Source organism: Streptomyces alboflavus (genome assembly GCF_000716675.1).
GTDB lineage: Bacteria > Actinomycetota > Actinomycetes > Streptomycetales > Streptomycetaceae > Streptomyces > Streptomyces alboflavus.
The window spans coordinates 38,645-56,678 of sequence record NZ_JNXT01000027.1; the positions used below are offsets into that span (position 1 = coordinate 38,645).

Below are 18,034 nucleotides of genomic sequence, written 5' to 3' on the forward strand. Positions count from 1 at the left end.
TAATCGTCCAGCTGGGCAGGGCTGAGTGGTGGGTGGCGGGCGCGGCGTCAGGATCCCGCGGAGACCGTCGCGCCGGTCGCCACGCAGTCCCGCAGGAACGAGAGCTTCGAGTAGTGGTTGCGCTCGGAGGCGACGCCTGCCCTGGCGAGGTAGGACTCCACCAGGCGGGTCAGCCGCTCCATCTCGTCGTCGATGGTGGTGGCGTCCAGACCCTCGTGCCGGTAGGTCTCCAGGTACTCCATCTCCACCTGCCGCAGCTTGCGCCCGCCGACCGCGTCGACGGTCACCTCGTCCGTCTCGATGCCGAAGCCGTGGCCGGTCGCCAGGGAGTGCACATTCACGTCGAAGCGGGTGCGCCGGAAGCTCGGAAGCCGCCGGAAGGTCAGTGCCGGGAACTCCCGTGCCAAGTACGCTTCGAAGTCGCCACCGGGAACCTCGACGCCCTTGCGGAAGGTCTCCTGGCGGCGCACGGCGTCGGCGGGGAACTTCTTCATCTTGAGCTGGTAGCGATTCCCGGGGTTCTCCTGGAAGGCGTAGTGGCCGACCTCCTCGGCGGGACCGGTGACCTCGAAGTTGTGCTGCACGAAATGCCAGCGGGTCAGTTCGTAGCCGGGATAAGTGATGAAGCCGGGGAACTCGCCCGCCTCCACGGCCGTCCACATGTCCTTGGTGAGGGACCAGATGGAGGCTTCGTCGAGCAGAGTGACCTTCTGCTCGATCTCGATGTCCTCTTCGCAGTTGATATAGGCGTTGCTCTCGATCCGCATGTGGTCCTGCAGCTCGGTGCGGTACTCGAGAGCGCGGGCGACCAGGTCGGCGAGGTCGATCTCGGCCGCGTGCGTGAAGCGCGCCGTCCGCACGAACAAGGTGCCGTTCGCGCGGTAGCGGGCACATATCAGAACTTCGGTGAAGGGGTCCGAAGCGGTCGTGTGCGTGCGCAGAAGCAGCAGCGGGCCGAGCGCGGAAAGGCCGGCGCCGGCAGAATCCGGAATTCCATCTTCCGTTGCGAGGGCGCCGTCCAGATAGGCGGTGAAATCGGCGGGGAAGTGGGTACAGGACCAGGTCGGCAGGGGTGCGGCGGGCGGGCTGAGCGGCCGGGTCTGTCCTGTCGCCCGGACCAACGTCAGGGCCTTGGACGCGGTCTGCTCCGGGCGCAGGAACTCCATGGCTCGGGTGCCGTCACCGGTTTCGGCGGCGAGCTCGGCCACCAGCGCCGGGGCGTCGGCGGCCGGGGCGACCGAGTACTGGTGGGCCATGTCGGCGATGACCAGGCGCCTGGTGACGGTGGCCCCGGCTTCCCCGACGCCGGCGTTCGACTGCGCTGTCAAAGCAACTCCTAGAGGTACTCGGGACACCGGAAATAATCGGTAATGAATGTGGCGGGGAACTCTTTGGAAATCTTTGCAGGCGCCTTGTGAAATGCCTGGCGGGAAAGGGTGTGAAGGCCAGGACGGGCGCCCGCGCCCACTGCTGGAGCCGCAAATTCCGCTGAGCGGGAATGGCCGCGTGAGGCAGCTTGGATTCGGCCGTTGGCGATCTACTCGATCACAACGACGACGCACACTAAACGGTGTCGACATTGCACGTCAATGGTCATTGATCGGCAGCCGGAATCTGTGAACGGCTGCTATCGGCTTCTTTGAGAATCAAACGTCAGAACTGTCCGAAAGTGGACATTAGCTCACTTGTTTGGCAACGCAAAGTCACCCCCTTGACTCCTCCTGTTCATTCAGTGAAGCTTGATGCGATCTTGGTCGACTGGTTCCGATGCTGTGGCCGGCTCGGTCGGGCTCTTCAGGCCGAAAACACGGGGGTGTTCAGGTGGGTGACGCAAAGCAGCGCCTTCTGCTGCTTGTGCTCGATGGGTTCGGATGGGATCCCGACGGCGAGCACAATCCGTTATTGGAAGCGGATATTCCATTTATCTCCCGCCTCGCCGAGGATGTGCCTCCGACCCTTCTCGAAGCGTCGGGTTCGGTGGTCGGTCTGCCGTCCGGGCAGGTCGGGAACTCCGAAGTCGGACACCTCACCATCGGCACCGGCCGCACCATCGCGCAGGCGTCGGTGAAGATTCGCCGGGCGATCACCGAGGGTGGTTTCCGTTCCTGTACCGCCCTCGCGGACGTCTTCGCCAGATCACGTGCGGCGGGCACTCCGGTGCATGTGATCGGCATCGCCTCCGAGGGCGGCGCCCACGGCCACATCGACCACATCAGCGCGGTCCTCGACCTGGCCGAGGAGTACGGCTGGTCGGACCGCACCTACGTGCACGCCGTCAGCGACGGCCGTGACGTACCCGCCCGCACCGCCCTGCACGACCTCGCGCAGCTGGAGGAGAAGGGCGCGCGGCTCGCCACGGTGGCCGGCCGGAAGCTCGCCATGGACCGCTCGGGCAGGACGGACCGCACGGAGAGTGTCGTCGCCGCTCTCACGGGTGCGGACGACGCCCCCGGGATCACAGCGGACTGGCGTACGGCGGTCGAGGAGCACTACGCCGCAGGCGTCACGGACGAGCACCTGCCGCCGATCGTCCTGGACGCGCCCCGCATCGCGCCCGGCGACGAGATCGTCATGACGAACTTCCGCCCCGACGGGCTGCGCCAGCTCGCCACCGCGCTCGCCGCGACCGGCCGCCCGCTGACCACGATGACCCGGTACAGCGACGACATCCCGGCATCCGTGGTCTTCGACCAGGAACACGTGGACGGCACCCTCGCCGAGGCGGTCGCCGCGGCCGGGCTCGCCCAGGTACACATCGCGGAGCGGGAGAAGTACGGGCACGTCACGTACCTCCTGAACGGCTACACCCAGCAGCGGCAGGCCGGCGAGCGGCACATCATGGTGGCCAGCAGGACCGACGTGCCGAGCTTCGACCTGGCCCCCGAGATGTCCGCGCGGGAGATCACCGAGCGGCTGATCGGCGAACTCCGCTCGGGCGAAGCGCAGTTCCTGGTCGCCAACATCGCCAACATCGACACCGTCGGGCACACCGGCAACTACGACGCCGTGCGGCAGGCCGCCGAAGTGGTCGACGCCTGCCTGCGGGACATCGCCGCGGCCGCCGCCGAGCACGGCGCGTACCTGGTGGTCACCGCCGACCACGGCAACGGCGAGTCCATGCGCGAGGCCGACGGCACCACGCCGAGCACCCGGCACACGACCAGCCCCGTGCCCCTGTGGGTGCTCGGCGCGGACCGTGCGCTCGCGCCGTCCGGAGACCTCCGGGACATCGCGCCGACCTGTCTCCACCTCCTGGGCATCGAGCCGCCCGCGGCCATGTCCGGCCGAGTTCTGTAAGCGGACTTCTGCAAGCCGTCTTCCGTAAGCCGACTTCCGTAAAGGCCCACCACATGACCACGCACCACGCTTTCGATCCGGTGCGCTTCGAGCTCCCCGCGCATCTGCGCAAGGGCGCTACGCGCGAGCAACTGCGTGCCGAACTGCTGCCCCACGCCCGCCGCTGCCTGGAGGGCGACCCCGGCTTCTTCGTCCTGACCGGCCTCGGCCACTTCGACGAGCAGGAGTACCGGGAGTTCGCCGTCACCGCGTCGGCCGCCCTCGGCGAGCTCGTACCGCAGGACAGCAAGGGCACCCTGCTGCGCGAGGTCCGCTACCGGGGCGTCAAGCTCGGCGAGGGCGCCACCGGACGCTACTCGGACTCCCGCACCGGCGGCAGCCTGCACACCGACTCCCCGCACCGGCCCACCGACGTGCCGGACTACTTCGCCCTCGCCTGCGTGCACCAGGCCGCCGTCGGCGGTGACCTCGTGCTCGTCCGGCTCGCCGACATCGTGGCGCGCCTGAGCGAGCGGCCCGACGTGCTCGACACGCTGCGCAGGCCCGTGTACTTCGACACCCGCGACGACACCCCGGGTGCTGCCCGCACGGTCCTGCGCCCCGTCCTCGAGCACACCGACGACGGCCGGGACCGCGTCCACTACCTGCGCGAATACATCGAGATCGGTCACCGCAGGGACGGTGTCCCGCCCCTGACCGAAGCCCAGATCGAGGCGTTCGACCAGTTCGACGCCCTGCTCGACGACCCGGAGCTGCGGTCCCAGGACCGGCTCGGGGAAGGCGAGATGATCTTCATCGACAACCGGTGGACCCTGCACGGCAGGGTGGAGTTCCAGGACAGCGACCAGGGCCACCAGCGGCTGATGCTGCGCACCTGGATCGCCGCCGACGTCTCCTAGTTCACCGTCACCGCCGCCGAGTCGCCGCGGTGACCCCTGCCGTCCGCTCGCTTCTTCGCCGTTCGCCGCCGCACATCCGTGTGCCGTAACGCACCTTCCAACCGCCGTCGGGAAACGGTCTGCCGACCGTGCCTCCGGCGAGACTCAAAGGAGCAGCAACCTTGACCTCTCATCGGGCCTCCTTCCGTGAAGTCATGTCCCAAGGCGACCTGGTACGGGTCGCGGGCGCACACGACGCGATGGGCGCGACGCTCGCCCAGCAGGCCGGTTTCCAGGCGGTGTGGTCCTCAAGCCTGGAGGTGTCCGCCTCGCGCTGCCTGCCGGACGCCAGCGTCCTGACGATGACCGAGTACCTGGCCGCGGCCGCCAACATGCAGAAGGCGATCGACATCCCCGTCGTCGCCGACGTGGACACCGGCTACGGCAACAACCTGAACGTCGCGCACATGGTGCACGAGTACGAGGCGGCGGGCATCACCGCCGTGGCCATCGAGGACAAGCTGTACCCGAAGGTGAACAGCTTCGCGGAGGCCGCACAGACCCTGCTGCCGCTCACCGACTTCGCGCACAAGATCGAGACGGCCAAGAACGCCCAGCGCGGCGAGGACTTCTACGTCATCGCCCGCACCGAGGCCCTCATCGACGGCCTCGGCGTCGAGGAGGCCCTCAAGCGCTGCACGGCCTACGCCGACGCGGGCGCCGACGCGATCCTGATCCACTCCAAGAAGAAGGACGAGGGCGAGATCGTCGAGTTCCTCGACGGCTGGGACGGCCGCAAGCCCGTCGTCATCGTGCCGACCACCTACCCGCAGTGGTCCGCGGCGGAGGCGACCAAGCACGGCGTCTCCGTCGTGATCTACGCCAACCAGGGGCTGCGCGCCACCGTCCAGGCCCTGCGCACCACCTTCGGCACCATCTACCGGGACGGTACGTCCCTCGGTGTCGAATCCGAGATCGCCCCCGTGTCCGACGTGTTCGCTCTCCAGCGACTTCAGGATTGGCTGGCCCTGGAAGCGTGATATCCAACGACGACTTCTGCACGGCGCTCGCGGACCGCGGCTTCGACTTCGTCGCCGGCGTCCCGTGCTCCTACTTCAGCGGCCCGATCGAGCGGCTGACCCGTGACGGCGTCTACCTCCCGGCCGCGAACGAGGGCGCCGCCCTCGCCGCCGCCGCGGGCGCCGCCGTCGCCGGACACCGCGCCGCCGTCATCGCCCAGAACTCGGGGCTCGGCAACCTCGTCAACCCGCTGGCCTCGCTCACCGCGACGTACGGGATCCCGGTCCTGGTCTTCATGAGCCTGCGCGGCTGGCCCGACCCGGGTCAGGACGAGCCCCAGCACGAGGTCATGGGCCTGGCCACGCACAGGCTGCTCGACGCGATGGACGTGCCGCACCTGACGGTGCCGGCCACCGCGACCGCCGCCGACTTCGCCGACGTGCTCGACCGCGCGGAGGCCGAACTGGCCGCGGGCCGGACCGTGTTCGTGCTCACCCAGAAGGGAGCCATCGAGAAGGCCGCCGGGGCGGGGGGCAAGGACGGCGAGAAGGCCGCCGAGCCTGCCGCCGCCTCCCGGGAGCACGGGCTCGGCCGGGTCGAGGTGCTGCGGGCGATCGAGCATCTCCTCGAGGGCGCCGCGGTGGTCTCCACCACCGGCTACACCTCCCGCGAGCTGTTCGGCGTCACCGGCTCCAAGAGCCACTTCTACATGCAGGGTTCGATGGGGCACGCCGCCGCGTTCGGCCTGGGCGTCGCCCTGCGCGAACCCGGCACGCCGGTCGTGGTCCTCGACGGCGACGGCGCCGCCCTCATGCACCTGGGCACGCTGTCGTCCGTCGGCGCCGCGGCACCGGACAACTACGTCCACGTCATCTTCGACAACGGCTCGTACGAGTCCACCGGCGGCCAGGCCACCACCTCGCACACCACGAGGTTCGACACCGTGGGCGAGGGCGCCGGATACGCGTCGGCACGGGTCTGCGACTCCGTGGCGGAGGTGACCGAGGCCCTCACCGCGGCGCTCGGCGGCGGCGGACCGCACCTGATCGTCGTCCCCGTCGCCCCGGCCGGGGCCTCCGCCTTCTCCCGGGCCACGGCCGCCATGACCACGACCGACATCCGCGAGGGCTTCGCGGCACGGCTTCGTGTGGAGCACACCGGTGGCGGCTGACCCCGGCGGGCACGGCGCGCAGGCCGCGTCGGGCGCGCGCCGCGGCGTCGAGGTGGTGTTCGGGGCGGGCGCGGTACGACGCCTCGACGCCATGGTCGACTCCCGCGGCGCGCGCCGCGTCCTGGTCGTGGCCACCGAGGGCGGCCTGCGGCGGGCGGGCTTCGGACACTGGCTGGACTCCCCGCGCCACCACGTGTTCTCCGGCTTCCGGCCCAACCCCGTGCTCGACGACGTCCTGGCGGGCTGTGCCCTGCGCGACCGCGTCGCCCCCGACCTCGTCGTGGGGCTCGGCGGCGGCAGTGCCATGGACGTGGCCAAGATGGTGCGGGCCCTGCCCGCCGACGGCGCCGCCGCCCGGGCCTGCCTGGGCGCGGGCGCCGACCCGCTGCCGGCCGCGGGGGACCTCGTCCTGGTGCCCACCACCAGCGGCACGGGCAGCGAGGTGACGCAGTTCGCGACGGTCTACGACGGGGAGCGCAAGTTCTCCTTCGACCACCCGACGGCCGCCGCGACCTGCTCCGTCGTGGACCCGGAGCTGACCGCGACCTGCCCGGCGGAGGTCACCACGAGCTGCGCCATGGACGCGCTGTGCCACGCCGTCGAGTCGCTGTGGGCCCGCCGCTCGCAGGAGGGCTCGCGGGCCGACGCGCTGCGCGCCCTCGGCGCCCTCACCGGACCGCTCGGCGACGGCGTCAAGGACACGTCGGCCGCCGTACGGGAGCAGCTCGCCCGGGCGGCGATCGACGCGGGCCGCGCCATCAACGTCACCCGCACCACCGCCGCGCACGCCTTCGCCTACCGGCTGACCAGCCACCACGGCGTCCCGCACGGCGTGGCCTGCCTGCTCAACCTCCAGTGGCTGTTCGCCTACAACACCGAGCGGTCCGGCACCCACTGCGAGGACGACCGGGGCCCGGCCCACGTCCGTGCCCAACTCGACGCGGTGGCCGCCGCCTTCGGCCTCGACCCCGTCGGCGTACCCGGCAGGCTCGGCGAGCTGCTCACGCAGTCGGGCTGGTCCTCGCGGCTCTCCGACTACGGCCTGACCGAGGGGCAGCTGCCGGAGTACGTCGCCGCGGGCCTCGGCTCCACGGCGCGGGCCGCCAACAACCCCGTACGACTGGACGAATCGCTGGTGCTGCGGGCGCTCCGCGCCGTGTGCTGACGCGGTAGGAAGCGGAAGGAACAGCAGTCATGACACAGGCCGCTCCCTACGGGGCATGGAGTTCACCCGTTTCGGCGGCGGACGTCGCGGCGACGGACAGCCACCCCAACTGGCCCGGGTTCGTCGGCGACGAGATCTGGTGGTCGGAGCGGCTGCCCCAGGAGGGCGGGCGTACGACGCTCATGCGCGCCGAGCCCGGCGGCGGGGCGCGCAGTGCCCTGCCCGCGCCGTGGAACGTGCGCAGCAGGGTCATGGAGTACGGCGGCCGGGCCTGGGCGGGCGCGGCCACCGAGCACGGTCCGCTGATCGTCTTCGTGCACGCCGACGACCAGCGGCTCTACCGCCACGACCCGGCCGCCCCCGGCGCCGCGCCCCGGCCCCTCACACCCGTGGCCGCGCCCGGGTCCGCGCTGACCTTCGTCGACCCGGTGCTGCCCGCCGCCGCGGGGGCGGTACCGACCGAGGTCTGGTGCGTACGGGAGCGGACCGCTCCGGGAGGCGTCCCCGTACGGGAACTGGTGGCGGTGCCGCTGGACGGTTCGGCCGCCGAGGACGGTGCCTTGCTGCGCACCCTGGCGTCCGGGCACGACTTCCTGACCGGGCCGCGCGTCGCGCCGGACGGGCGGCACGTCGCCTGGATCGGCTGGAACCACCCCGACATGCCGTGGGACGCGAGCGAGGCCTGTGTCGCCGAGATCCGGGGCGACAACACCCTGGCCGCGGCCCGCGTCGTCGCGGGCGGGCCCGGGGAGTCCGTCGCCCAGGTCGAGTGGACCGACGACGGCGACCTCTATGTGATCACCGACCGTTCCGGCTGGTGGAACGTGCACCGGGCCGACCTCGGCGGCGGCACCCCGCGGGTGGTCGCCGTGTGCCCGCGCGAGGAGGAGTTCGCCGGGGCGCTCACCAAGATCGGGCTCACCTGGTGTGCGCCGCTGCCCGGCGGCCGGCTCGCCGTCGTGCACGGCACCCACTCCATGGCCCTGTCGGTACTCGACCCGGCCACCGGGGAACTCACGGCCCTGCCCGTCCCGTTCACCGAGTGGGAGCCCCTGCTCGTGAGCCACGGCCACCGGCTGATCGCGATCGGCGCACGGGCCGACCGGGACTTCACGGCCGTGTGCGTCGACACCTCCGACGGTACGTACACCACCCTGTCGGAGCCGCGCGCGACCGCGCCCGCCGACGTGCTTCCGGTGCCCGAGGCCCGCACCTTCCACGGCGGTGACGGCCGCCCGGTGCACGCCGTCGTCTTCCCGCCGCGCAACCCCGGCTTCACTGCCCTGCCCGGGGAGCTGCCCCCCTATGTCGTCTTCGCCCACAGCGGTCCCACCAGCCGCTTCCCCATGGCGTACGACCTGCGGATCGCGTTCCTCACCAGCCGCGGGATAGGAGTCGTGGGCGTCAACTACGGCGGCTCGACGGGATATGGCAGGCAGTACCGCGAACGGCTGCGGCACGCCTGGGGCATCGCCGACGTGGCGGACTGCGCCCTGGTCGCCGAGGCCCTCGCGGCCGAGGGCGCCGCCGACCCCGACCGGCTCGCCATCCGCGGGGCGAGCGCCGGCGGCTGGACCGCCGCGGTGTCCCTGACCACCCTCGACACCTACTGCTGCGCGGCGCTGCACTATCCCGTCCTGGACCCGGTGACCTGGCGCGACACCCAGAACCACGGCTTCGAGGCGTTCTACCTCGACACGCTCGTCGGCCCCTGGCCCGAGGCCGAGAGCGACTATCTGACGCGCTCGCCCGCACACGCCGCCGACCGTGTCGACGTGCCGTTCCTGCTGCTCCAGGGCAGCGCCGACCCGATCTGCCCGCCCGCGCAGGCCGAGCGGTTCCTGGCGGGGGTGCGGGCCGACGCGGCGCCGTACCGGCACCTGGTGTTCGAGGGCGAACGGCACGGGTTCAAGCGGAGCACATCGATCGTGGAGAGCGTCGAGGCGGAACTCGCCCTGTTCCGGGGGGCGTTCGGGGTGCCCGGGTTGTCCGAAGCGCCCGGGGATTCTGTGGCCTCCGCGCCGGAGACCGTGCACGGGCTGGTCGCCGCCCGGGCCGCGCGTGCGCCCGAGCGCGTCGCCGTGCAGGACGCGTCCGGCTCCTGGACGTACGCCGAACTGCTCGCCCGCGCGGACGAACTCGGCGTGCTGTTGCGCCGGGCCGGGGTACGGCCCGGCGACCGGGTCGGCATCCATCTGGACCGCACGCGCGACCTGGTGGCGGGGCTGCTCGCGGCGCTGCGGGCCGGCTGCGCGTACCTGCCGCTCGATCCCGAGTACCCGGCCGACCGGCTCCGCTTCATGATCGGGGACGCCCGGCCCGCGGCTGTCCTCACGTGCCGGGGGCTGCCGCGGCCTCCGCTCGGAGACGGGACGCGTCTCGTGCACGTCGACGAGCCGGGCACGCCTTGCGGGGAGGCAGGGGAAGCAGGGGAGGCGGAGGAGGCGGCGGCGCCCGCGTCGGTGGCGGAGGCGTTCGCACCGGTGGCCTGTTCGCCGGACGCACCGGCCTTCGTCATCTACACGTCCGGCTCCACCGGCACCCCCAAGGGCGCCGTGCTCGCCCACCGCGGCATCGTCAACATCCTGCGGCACAGCAGGGACGCGTTCGGCTTCACCGAGGACGACTCGGTGCTCGCCATGGCCGCGTTCTCCTTCGACTTCGCCCAACTGGAGCTGCTCCTGCCCCTCGTCGCCGGGGGCACCGTGCACCTGGTCGACCGGGCCGTGGCCCGCGACCCCGAACTGCTCGAAGCAGCGCTCGCCGCGCGCCGGGCCTCGTTCGTGATGGGCACGCCGTCGATGTTCGCCGCGCTCACCGCGTTCGGCTGGCGGCCGCCGCGCGGGATCAGCGTCGTCTCGGGCGGCGAGAGCCTGACGCCCGCCCTCGCGGAGGCCCTCGCGCCCGCGGTCGCGCTGTGGAACATCTACGGCCCCACCGAGACGTCCATCTTCTCGCTGTACGAGCGGGTGCCCACGTCCGGCGGCCCCCGCGCCGCCGCCTCCGGGTCCGGGACCGACATCACCATCGGCCGACCCGTACCGCACACGGTCGTCGAGATCCTGCGCGACGGCGAGCGCTGTGCCGACGGCGAGACCGGCGAGATCCACCTCGGCGGCCCCGGCCTCGCCCTCGGCTACCTCGACCGGCCCGAGCTGACGGCCGGGCGCTTCCTGCCCGACCCGTTCAGGACCGGCGAGCGCCTCTACCGCACGGGCGACCTGGGCCGCAGGCTGCCCGACGGCCGCATCGCCTACGAGGGGCGCGCCGACGACCAGGTGAAGATCCGCGGGCACCGGGTGGAACTGGGCGAGGTGGAGGGCTGGTTGCTGCGACACCCGTCGGTCCGCGCCGCCGCCGTCGTCGCGGAGCGGGGGCACCACGCGTTGCGGCTCGTGGCGTATGTCGTGCCGGCGGGGGACGCCGGAGGCGTGCCGGGTACGGCGGGTGGCGAAGGCCGTACCGCCGAGCTGCGTGGCCACCTCGCCCGGCACCTGCCCGCCTACGCCCTGCCCCACCGCATCGTCGAAGTCCCCGAGATCCCCCTCAGCCCCAACGGCAAGACCGACCGCCGTGCGCTGCGCGAGGCGGCGCGGCCCCGGTCCGCCGGGGCGGAGGGGCTCGCCGGGGTGTGGCGCGACGTCCTCGGCGTCGCCGACGTCGGGGCCGCGGACAACTTCTTCGCGCTCGGCGGCGACAGCCTCAGCGCGATGGAGATGACCATCAGGGCCCGGGACCTCGGCATCGTGCTGCGCGTCGCCGACCTGTACGGCGCGGAGACCTTCGGCGAGCTCGCGGACACGGTCGAGGCCCGCGGTCCGGCCCCCTCCGCCGTGCCGGCCGCCGCCGAGTCGCCGACGGCGCTGTCCCCGGCCCAGCTCCGCTTCCTGGAGTGGGACTACCGTGACGCCGACCACTACAACGTCTCGCTGCTCCTGGACGTCGCGGACACCGTGGACCGGGGCGCCCTGCGCGAGGCCCTGGACGCGCTGGCCGAGCGGCACCCCGCGCTGAGCCTTCGGCTCACCGGACCCGCCGACGCGCCCGTACCGGTCACGGACCGCACGGCCCGCGCGCCCCTGTCCTGGCACGAACTCCCCGACACCGGTGACGACGAGGGGGCCGTCGAGCGGGCCTTCCTGAAGGAGGCCGACCTCCTCCAGCAGTCGCTGAGCCTGCGGGACGGGCCCGTCTGGCGGGCCGCCTTCTTCGCGGGGAGCGGAGGGTCCGGCAGCGGAGGCCACCGGCTGCTGCTCGTCCTGCACCACTTCATCGCCGACGGCATGTCCCTGAAGATCATCGCGCGGGATCTCGGGACGCTGTACGCGGCGGCCGTCGGCGCGGAGCAGGGCGCGGTGTCGCCCGCCCCCGCGTCCTCGTGGGCCGCGCACGCGGGCACGCTGCGCCGGTTCGCGAACGGGCCGCTCGACGAGTTCTTCGTACGCCGTTGGGAGTCCCTTCCCTGGTCGCGGTGTGCCCCGCTGCCCGCCGACCGGCCGGACGGCAGCATGCACCTGAGCCACATCAGGGCCTTCGACACCGAGGTCCCGCTGCCCGCGGGCATCAGCGCCCCGAGTCAGGAGGAGCTCCTGATCTCGGCCCTCGCGGCGGCCCTCGCCGAGGAGTCGGGCAGCCGCGGCGGCGCGGTCGAGGTGTGCCGCCACGGCAGGACCGACCTCACCGGCGGGCCCGGCCACTTCGACGCGGTCGGCTGGCTCAACAGCATCACGCCGTACGTCCTCGCCCTGCCCGGCCCCGGTGCCACGGACACCGTCACCGCCGCCGCGCTGCGGGCGCAGATCGGCGAGATCCGCGACATGGAGCAGACCTGGGGAGCCCTGCGCCACCTGCACGACGACCCGGGTGTACGCGCCCGGATCGCCGCGCTGCCCGCGCCGGACGTCTATCTGAACTTCCTCGGCTCGCACATGCACGAACTGGAGACCGCGGGCCCCTTCCGGCCGCGCCACGGCGACGTCGGCATCGAGATGACCCTCGACCGCACCCAGCCGTACCGCGTCAAGATCTACGCGGAGACGGAGACGGAGACGGAGACGGATACGGGGCCGGGGCCGGGGCCGGGGGCGGGGGCGGGGCCCGGCGCTGCCACCGTACGGCTGAAGTGGCAGTACAGCGCCGATGTCGACGACGAGTCCCGGATCCGGCGGCTCGCGGCGTCCTGCGGGCGGCTGCTCCAGCGCCTGGCCCGCTGTCCCTGACGGCCGTTGCCCTGACGCCCGCTGCCCCTGACGTCCGCTGCCCCTGACCGGCCCTGACAGGAGACCCGACCCCATGCAGCACATCCTCATAGCCAACCGCGCCGCGATCGCGGTGCGTGCCGCTCAGACCTGCCGCGGCCTCGGCCTGCGGACGACCGCGCTTCGCGCCCGCACCGACACCCAGGCCGCGGTCCACGCCGCCGCGGCCGACCACGAGGTCGCCGTCGACGGGTGGGGTCTGCCCGACACCTACGACTCGTCCGCGCGCGTCCTCGACGCCGTGGACCGCAGCGGCGTCGACACCGTGTATCCGGGCTACGGCTCGCTCGCCGAGAACGCCGACTTCGTGGCCGGTCTCGAGGAGCGGGGTGTGACGTTCGTGGGGCCGTCGTCGGCGGCGCTGCGGCTCGCGGGCAGCAAGGCCGCGGCCGCCGAGGCCGCGCGCCGGCTCGGCGTACCGGTGCTGCCGCACGCCTCGGGCCGGGGCCGGGACGAGATACTCGCCCACGTCCGGGAGATGGGCCTGCCGGTCGTCCTCAAGCCGGAGTTCGGCTACGGGGGACAGGCGGTGCGCATCGCCCACACCGAGGCCGACGTCGAGCGGGCGGTCGCGGGGAGCACCGACGGGAGCCGTGACGGGGCGGCGGGGAGCCCCGACGGGGCAGCGGGGACTTCCTGGTACGTCGAGAAGTACCTGCCCGTGAACCAGGTCGTCGGGGTCACCCTCGCCGTGGACCACGAGGGCACCGTCCTTCCGCTCGGCGAGCGCGAGAGCCTGCTGGTGGCCGACGGCCTGAAGCTCCTGGAGGCGTCCCCCGTCGCGGGCGTCGACACGGAGGTGCTCGCGGCCATGCGGGCGGACGCGGCCCTGGTGGCCCGGGAGTTCGGGCTGACCAACGTCATGACGGTGGAGTTCATCGTCGGCCCGGACCGCTACTACTTCCTGGAGGTCAACGGCCGGCTGCCGCTGGCCTACCAGATGTCGGAGAGCCAGCTCGGCACGGACCGCACGGATCTCACCGACCTCGTGGAACTCCAGCTCCGCATCGCCCGGGGCGAGCCCGTCTCCCCCGCCGCGCACCCCGTGGACCGGACGCGGCACTGCCTGGAGGCCCGGCTCTTCGTCCACCCGCAGGAGCTCGCCGACTTCCCGGACGTGGGCACGCTCGACCGGTTCGACCTTCCCGACGTCGACGGCGTCGCGTACGCCCGGTCGGTGGACCCCGCGCGTCCCGTCACCTACGAACTCATCCTCGCCCAGGCCCTGGCCACGGACACCTCACGTGCCGCCGCCGCCCGCCTGGTGCGCAAGGCCGTCGAGGGCAGCCGCGTGACGGGACTGCGCTGCTACGTCGAGGAGATCACGCGGCGGCTCGACGCGGAGTGCTGAGCACGGCCGCCGAATGCGGCGCCGAGCGCGGGGACCGATCAGAAGTGCTGCTGGGACAGCGGCTGAACACCAGGAGGAAATACCCATGAGCCAAGGTCTTACCGTCGCTTTCCTCGGCATCGACGGCATCGGCAAGAGCACGCTGTGCCGCGCCTTCGAGGAGCGCGTGCGCGACAGCGGCCAGGAGGTGGTGACCGTCACCTGGCGGTCCGCCCTGGAGGAGACCGCGGGCCCCTGGCCCGCGGTGCCGCTCCAGCAGCTGTGGCTGGAGTCCTTCCGCACCCTGTACGGCGCGGGTCTGCGCGACGGCGAGCCGCTGGACATCCCCCGTGGCTACGACGACTGGCGCGACCACGACTGGGAGCGTCATCTGGCCGCCGAGCCCGTCATGGGCAACAAGGCGTCGGGCGCCCTCGCGGCCGCGTTCGTGGAGATCGCGGGCAATGTGCTGCTCGCCTCCGAGGTGACCCGCAAGGCCTTGGCCAGGGGCGCGATCGTGGTCCAGGAGTCGTACCCCATCAAGCACGTCCTGAAGGAACTCGCGGTCGCCGAGCGGCTGGCCGCGGAAGGCGACTCCGGTGACGGCGGCGACCCGGCCGCCGCCGCGGTCGGCGAGCTGACCCGTACGCTGCGCGGCCTCCTCGACCTGGTCTTCGGCTCGTCGCTGCTCCGCCCCGACGTCGGCATCCTCGTCGACGGCCCGTCCTCGTACGCGTACCGCTGGCGCACCGCGCAGAACGGGGCGGTCGGCGCCCTGGAGGACTACGGGCCCGCGGGCGAGCGCAGCGAGGAGTCGTTCAGCCGGATGCAGGACGAGACGGCCAAGCTGTTCCGTGAGTACGCGGACTCCTGGGGCTGGATCGTGCACCAGGTCGACGACGGCGGCGTGGAGGCCAACACGGCCCGGGGCCTCGCTGCCCTGTGCGCCCACCCGGAGCTGGCCCGCCGCCTCGGCGCCCCGGAGCGACCCGGCGATGTGACTGCATGACGGCCCCGGAACCGGCCCTGGGGGCGGACTCGGGCCCGGCGCCGGGCCCGGTGCCGCGGGACAGGCGGGTCCTGCGCGTCCTGATCACCTCGTCGATGTTCTCGAAGGTCGCGGACTGGCAGCTCGGCATCGTGATCCCGCTCGCGGTCCTCGCCGAGTCGGACTCCGTCGCGCTGTCCCTCGTCTCCTTCGCGCTGCGCGGGGTCACCTACGTCGGCTCGCCGTTCCTCGGCTCGGTCATCGACCGCTTCGACAAGCGTCTGATCTTCGTGCTCGCGCAGCTCCAGCAGGCCCTCTGCCTGGTGTTCCTCGCGGCGACGCTGTCCAGCCAGGTGTCGGTGGCGGTGCTTGTGCTCCTTTCGGGCGTGGGCGGCGTGGCGAGCGCGATCACCGGCCAGTTCGTCCTGATCCCCAAGCTGATCAGCGCGCCCGGCAGGGCCGTGGCCGTGGCCAAGCTGAACTCCGCCATCGAGCTGTCGAAGGTCATCGGCCTGGTCCTCGGCGGCGTCGGCTTCACCTTGCTCGGGCCCGCCGCCGCCACGCTGTGCATCGCGCTCCTGTACGTGGTCGCGGGCTGCGTCGCGATGCTGCTGCCCGCGGTCGCGGCGAGCCCGGAGAAGATCAACATCCGTCGCGACCTCGCGATCGGTTTCCGCTGGGTCGGCAAGCGCGAGATCCTGTGGCTCGTCGTGACCATGTCGATGACCAATCTGGCCATCGGGCAGCTGGAACCGGCGCTGATCACCGAGTTCGGCGATCAGGGCATGAACACCACCGTGATCTCCGCGGTGATGGCGATCGGCCTGCTCACGGGGGCCGGGGCGAGCCGGGTGGCCCCGCACTTCCTGCCGCTGTGGACTCCCGAACGGCGCATTCTGGTGTGCCAGTTGATCGGCTTCGCGGGACTCGCGCTGATCGCCGTACCGATTCTGCCCGTACGGGTCCTCGGCTTCATGGTGGAGTGTTTCGCCGTCGCCGTGAGCAACGTCGCGTCCATCACCTACCGCCAGGAGACCATCCCGTCCGACGTCGCGGGCCGCGCCAACGCCACGATCCGCATGTTCATCACGGGAGCCGCCCCCCTCTCCGGCTTCCTCTACGCCTGGGCCAGCCGCCTGGACGGCTACTGGTACTGGCTGCCGGCTCTCGGCCTGTGGGCCGCGGCCAACGTGATCTGGGCGGTGCACGTGCGGCGGGGCACGAGCACCCTCGGAGGGGGGACGCCGGAACGCCCCGAGACAGCGGCGGCTGAAGGAGTGGCAGAGGGAGTGGCAGAAGGAGTGGGCACGGGAGTGGCTGACGGAGTGGGAAAGGGAGGGGCACGTGGAGATCGTTGAGCAGGACCACCTCGTCATCGCCACGGTGGACCGGGCGGAGGCGGAGAGCCACGCCTGGAAAGCGGCGGGGGCGGGGGCGGACGGGCCGCCGATCGACATCGTGCGGCTCGCCGAGTCCGACGTCGACCCTTCCGGGGCCGTCGACGCGGACCTGGCCGCCCTGGGGTTCGTGGCCCGCCCGAAGTGGCTGAACTGGTGCGCCCCCGTCCAGGAGTCCCGGGCCGCCTTCGAGGCGGCGCTCTCCGGCACCGAGCGGCGCAACATCCGCCTCGGCACCCGCTTCGTCCACGACGAGGAGCTGCGGCTCGATGTCCGCGTGGGCCTGACCGAGGATCTCGTGGACGAGTTCCTGGTCCTGTACGAGCAGCAGATCGCCGGTATGCCGCGGGGGCAGAACTTCGCGCGGCGCGGCAGGGACCGGCTGCTCGCGGGCGCCGACGAGCACGTCAGCGTCTGCGTCACCACGCGCGACGGTGCCATGCTGGTCGGTTCCCTGTGGTGGATCCGCCCCGAGGACTCGGTGCTCCAGATGCGCTACTCCGCGTCGGCCGCGGACGCCCGGTCCGGCCGGGTGATGCGGGCGGCGTACGCGGAGGCTCTCCAGTTCGCCCGTGAACAGGGCCTGGCATACGCCTCGTTGGGCAACGACCCCTCGCTCTTCGGCCATGTCGTCCAGCCGGGCCTCTTCAACTTCAAGACCCGCTTCGGCTTCGCACCCGTCCCCGCGCAGGTGCTCACGCCGAAGCTCGGCGGCGGCTTCGTGGACAAGTTCCTCACCCTGCGGTCGCTGTCGGACCCGGCCCTTGTGGTGACGTGGGGGCGGCACGAGGGTGCGACTCCGACGTGGCCCGAGGTCGGGGCCGCGGGGCCGGGGCACGATCTGCTGATTCTGTCCGGGGCCGACGGCGGGGACCGGGCCGGTCGGGTGGCGGAGGCCGACGGCGGCGTGGAGGCGGAGCTCGCGGGACGCTTCCGCACGGAGGGGTTCCGGCGGACGCGGGTGGTGGCGGTCCCGTAGCTCACGATCGGGGTCGGCGCGAAGTTCCTGGCGCTCGCCGGTCACATTCCCGCGACGCGGTGCGTCATGGCGGTGACGGGCCGCACCGGCCCGGCCGGGAGCGGGATCGCGCCGGCGCACTCGTTCGCAGAGGAGCCCATCTGATGTCCACCGCCCACATCGTCGTCACCCTCGTCGCCGCCGCCATGACCGGCTTCTCCGCTGCGTCCGTCTTCCTGCGGGCCAAGTGGGTCGTCGAGCCCATGGCCGACTACGGCATTCCGATGGCGTGGCTGCCGTGGCTGGGGGCGGCCAAGGCGGCGGGGGCGCTCGGGCTCGTGGCCGGGCTGTTCCTGCCGGTGGTGGGGGCCGCGGCCGGAATCGGGCTCGTCCTGTACTTCGCCGGTGCCGTCGTCGCCGTGGTCCGGGCGCGCTGGTACGCCCACATTCCCTTCCCGCTGGTGTACGCCGCTCCGGTCGTCGGTGCGCTGGCGCTGGGGCTTGCCGCCTGAACGGGCCTTTCGCCTTCAGGCCGTCAGCAGTGGTGTGTCTGTGGTTGTTCGTGGGCCGGT

At 72.3% G+C, this 18,034-nt stretch carries 12 protein-coding genes; 11 read left to right on the forward strand and 1 reads right to left on the reverse strand.

What is annotated here, in order from left to right; genetic code table 11:
* Positions 1-47 precede the first annotated feature (47 nt).
* Positions 48-1,328, reverse strand: a complete 1,281-nt coding sequence (locus OO63_RS46865) for a hypothetical protein (protein ID WP_030360582.1) — start codon at positions 1,326-1,328, stop codon at positions 48-50.
* A 439-nt stretch (positions 1,329-1,767) separates the two neighbouring features.
* Between OO63_RS46865 and gpmI the strand changes: the two genes are divergently transcribed.
* The 11 genes from gpmI to OO63_RS21350 all read left to right on the forward strand — a co-directional run bounded on the left by gpmI (position 1,768) and on the right by OO63_RS21350 (position 17,974).
* On the forward strand, positions 1,768-3,297 hold the full coding sequence (gene gpmI / locus OO63_RS21300) for a 2,3-bisphosphoglycerate-independent phosphoglycerate mutase (RefSeq protein WP_078619266.1): 1,530 nt from the start codon (positions 1,768-1,770) through the stop codon (positions 3,295-3,297).
* Positions 3,298-3,350: 53 nt separating this feature from the next.
* Positions 3,351-4,196, forward strand: coding sequence for a TauD/TfdA family dioxygenase (locus OO63_RS42330; protein ID WP_030360584.1), 846 nt, complete (start codon positions 3,351-3,353; stop codon positions 4,194-4,196).
* 194 nt (positions 4,197-4,390) lie between these two features.
* On the forward strand, positions 4,391-5,215 hold the full coding sequence (locus tag OO63_RS21310; protein ID WP_033264323.1) for an isocitrate lyase/phosphoenolpyruvate mutase family protein: 825 nt from the start codon (positions 4,391-4,393) through the stop codon (positions 5,213-5,215).
* Complete coding sequence (aepY, locus tag OO63_RS21315) at positions 5,212-6,366, forward strand: phosphonopyruvate decarboxylase (RefSeq protein WP_030360586.1); 1,155 nt, start codon at positions 5,212-5,214, stop codon at positions 6,364-6,366. Before OO63_RS21310 ends, aepY begins: the two co-directional genes overlap by 4 nt.
* Complete coding sequence (locus OO63_RS42335; RefSeq protein WP_051811053.1) at positions 6,356-7,531, forward strand: phosphonoacetaldehyde reductase; 1,176 nt, start codon at positions 6,356-6,358, stop codon at positions 7,529-7,531. The genes aepY and OO63_RS42335 overlap by 11 nt, the downstream gene beginning before the upstream one ends.
* A gap of 29 nt (positions 7,532-7,560) precedes the next feature.
* Positions 7,561-12,750, forward strand: a complete 5,190-nt coding sequence (locus tag OO63_RS47590; protein ID WP_063750437.1) for a non-ribosomal peptide synthetase — start codon at positions 7,561-7,563, stop codon at positions 12,748-12,750.
* A gap of 73 nt (positions 12,751-12,823) precedes the next feature.
* The gene (locus tag OO63_RS21330) at positions 12,824-14,140 is read left to right on the forward strand and encodes a biotin carboxylase N-terminal domain-containing protein (protein WP_030360589.1); all 1,317 of its coding nucleotides are present in this window, start codon (positions 12,824-12,826) and stop codon (positions 14,138-14,140) included.
* A gap of 85 nt (positions 14,141-14,225) precedes the next feature.
* Entirely contained in the window at positions 14,226-15,128 is a 903-nt protein-coding gene (locus OO63_RS21335; protein WP_030360590.1) for a hypothetical protein, read from the forward strand.
* Positions 15,125-16,465 (forward strand): MFS transporter, encoded by a 1,341-nt coding sequence (locus OO63_RS21340; RefSeq protein WP_030360591.1) that lies wholly within the window; start codon positions 15,125-15,127, stop codon positions 16,463-16,465. The genes OO63_RS21335 and OO63_RS21340 overlap by 4 nt, the downstream gene beginning before the upstream one ends.
* Positions 16,452-17,483: a hypothetical protein gene (locus OO63_RS21345; RefSeq protein WP_030360592.1), complete on the forward strand. Its 1,032-nt coding sequence runs from the start codon at positions 16,452-16,454 to the stop codon at positions 17,481-17,483. The genes OO63_RS21340 and OO63_RS21345 overlap by 14 nt, the downstream gene beginning before the upstream one ends.
* A 143-nt stretch (positions 17,484-17,626) precedes the next feature.
* A complete protein-coding gene (locus OO63_RS21350) occupies positions 17,627-17,974 on the forward strand; it encodes a DoxX family protein (RefSeq protein WP_030360593.1) in 348 nt (115 codons plus the stop codon).
* Positions 17,975-18,034: the final 60 nt, after the last annotated feature.

What these genes read in the sequence shown, in the direction of transcription:
- OO63_RS21340 (WP_030360591.1), top strand. Translation starts at nt 15,125, where the DNA reads ATGACGGCCCCGGAACCGGCCCTGGGGGCGGACTCGGGCCCGGCGCCG.
- gpmI (WP_078619266.1), top strand. Translation starts at nt 1,768, where the DNA reads ATGCTGTGGCCGGCTCGGTCGGGCTCTTCAGGCCGAAAACACGGGGGT.
- OO63_RS21330 (WP_030360589.1), top strand. Translation starts at nt 12,824, where the DNA reads ATGCAGCACATCCTCATAGCCAACCGCGCCGCGATCGCGGTGCGTGCC.
- OO63_RS21350 (WP_030360593.1), top strand. Translation starts at nt 17,627, where the DNA reads ATGTCCACCGCCCACATCGTCGTCACCCTCGTCGCCGCCGCCATGACC.
- OO63_RS42330 (WP_030360584.1), top strand. Translation starts at nt 3,351, where the DNA reads ATGACCACGCACCACGCTTTCGATCCGGTGCGCTTCGAGCTCCCCGCG.
- OO63_RS47590 (WP_063750437.1), top strand. Translation starts at nt 7,561, where the DNA reads ATGACACAGGCCGCTCCCTACGGGGCATGGAGTTCACCCGTTTCGGCG.
- OO63_RS21310 (WP_033264323.1), top strand. Translation starts at nt 4,391, where the DNA reads ATGTCCCAAGGCGACCTGGTACGGGTCGCGGGCGCACACGACGCGATG.
- OO63_RS21335 (WP_030360590.1), top strand. Translation starts at nt 14,226, where the DNA reads ATGAGCCAAGGTCTTACCGTCGCTTTCCTCGGCATCGACGGCATCGGC.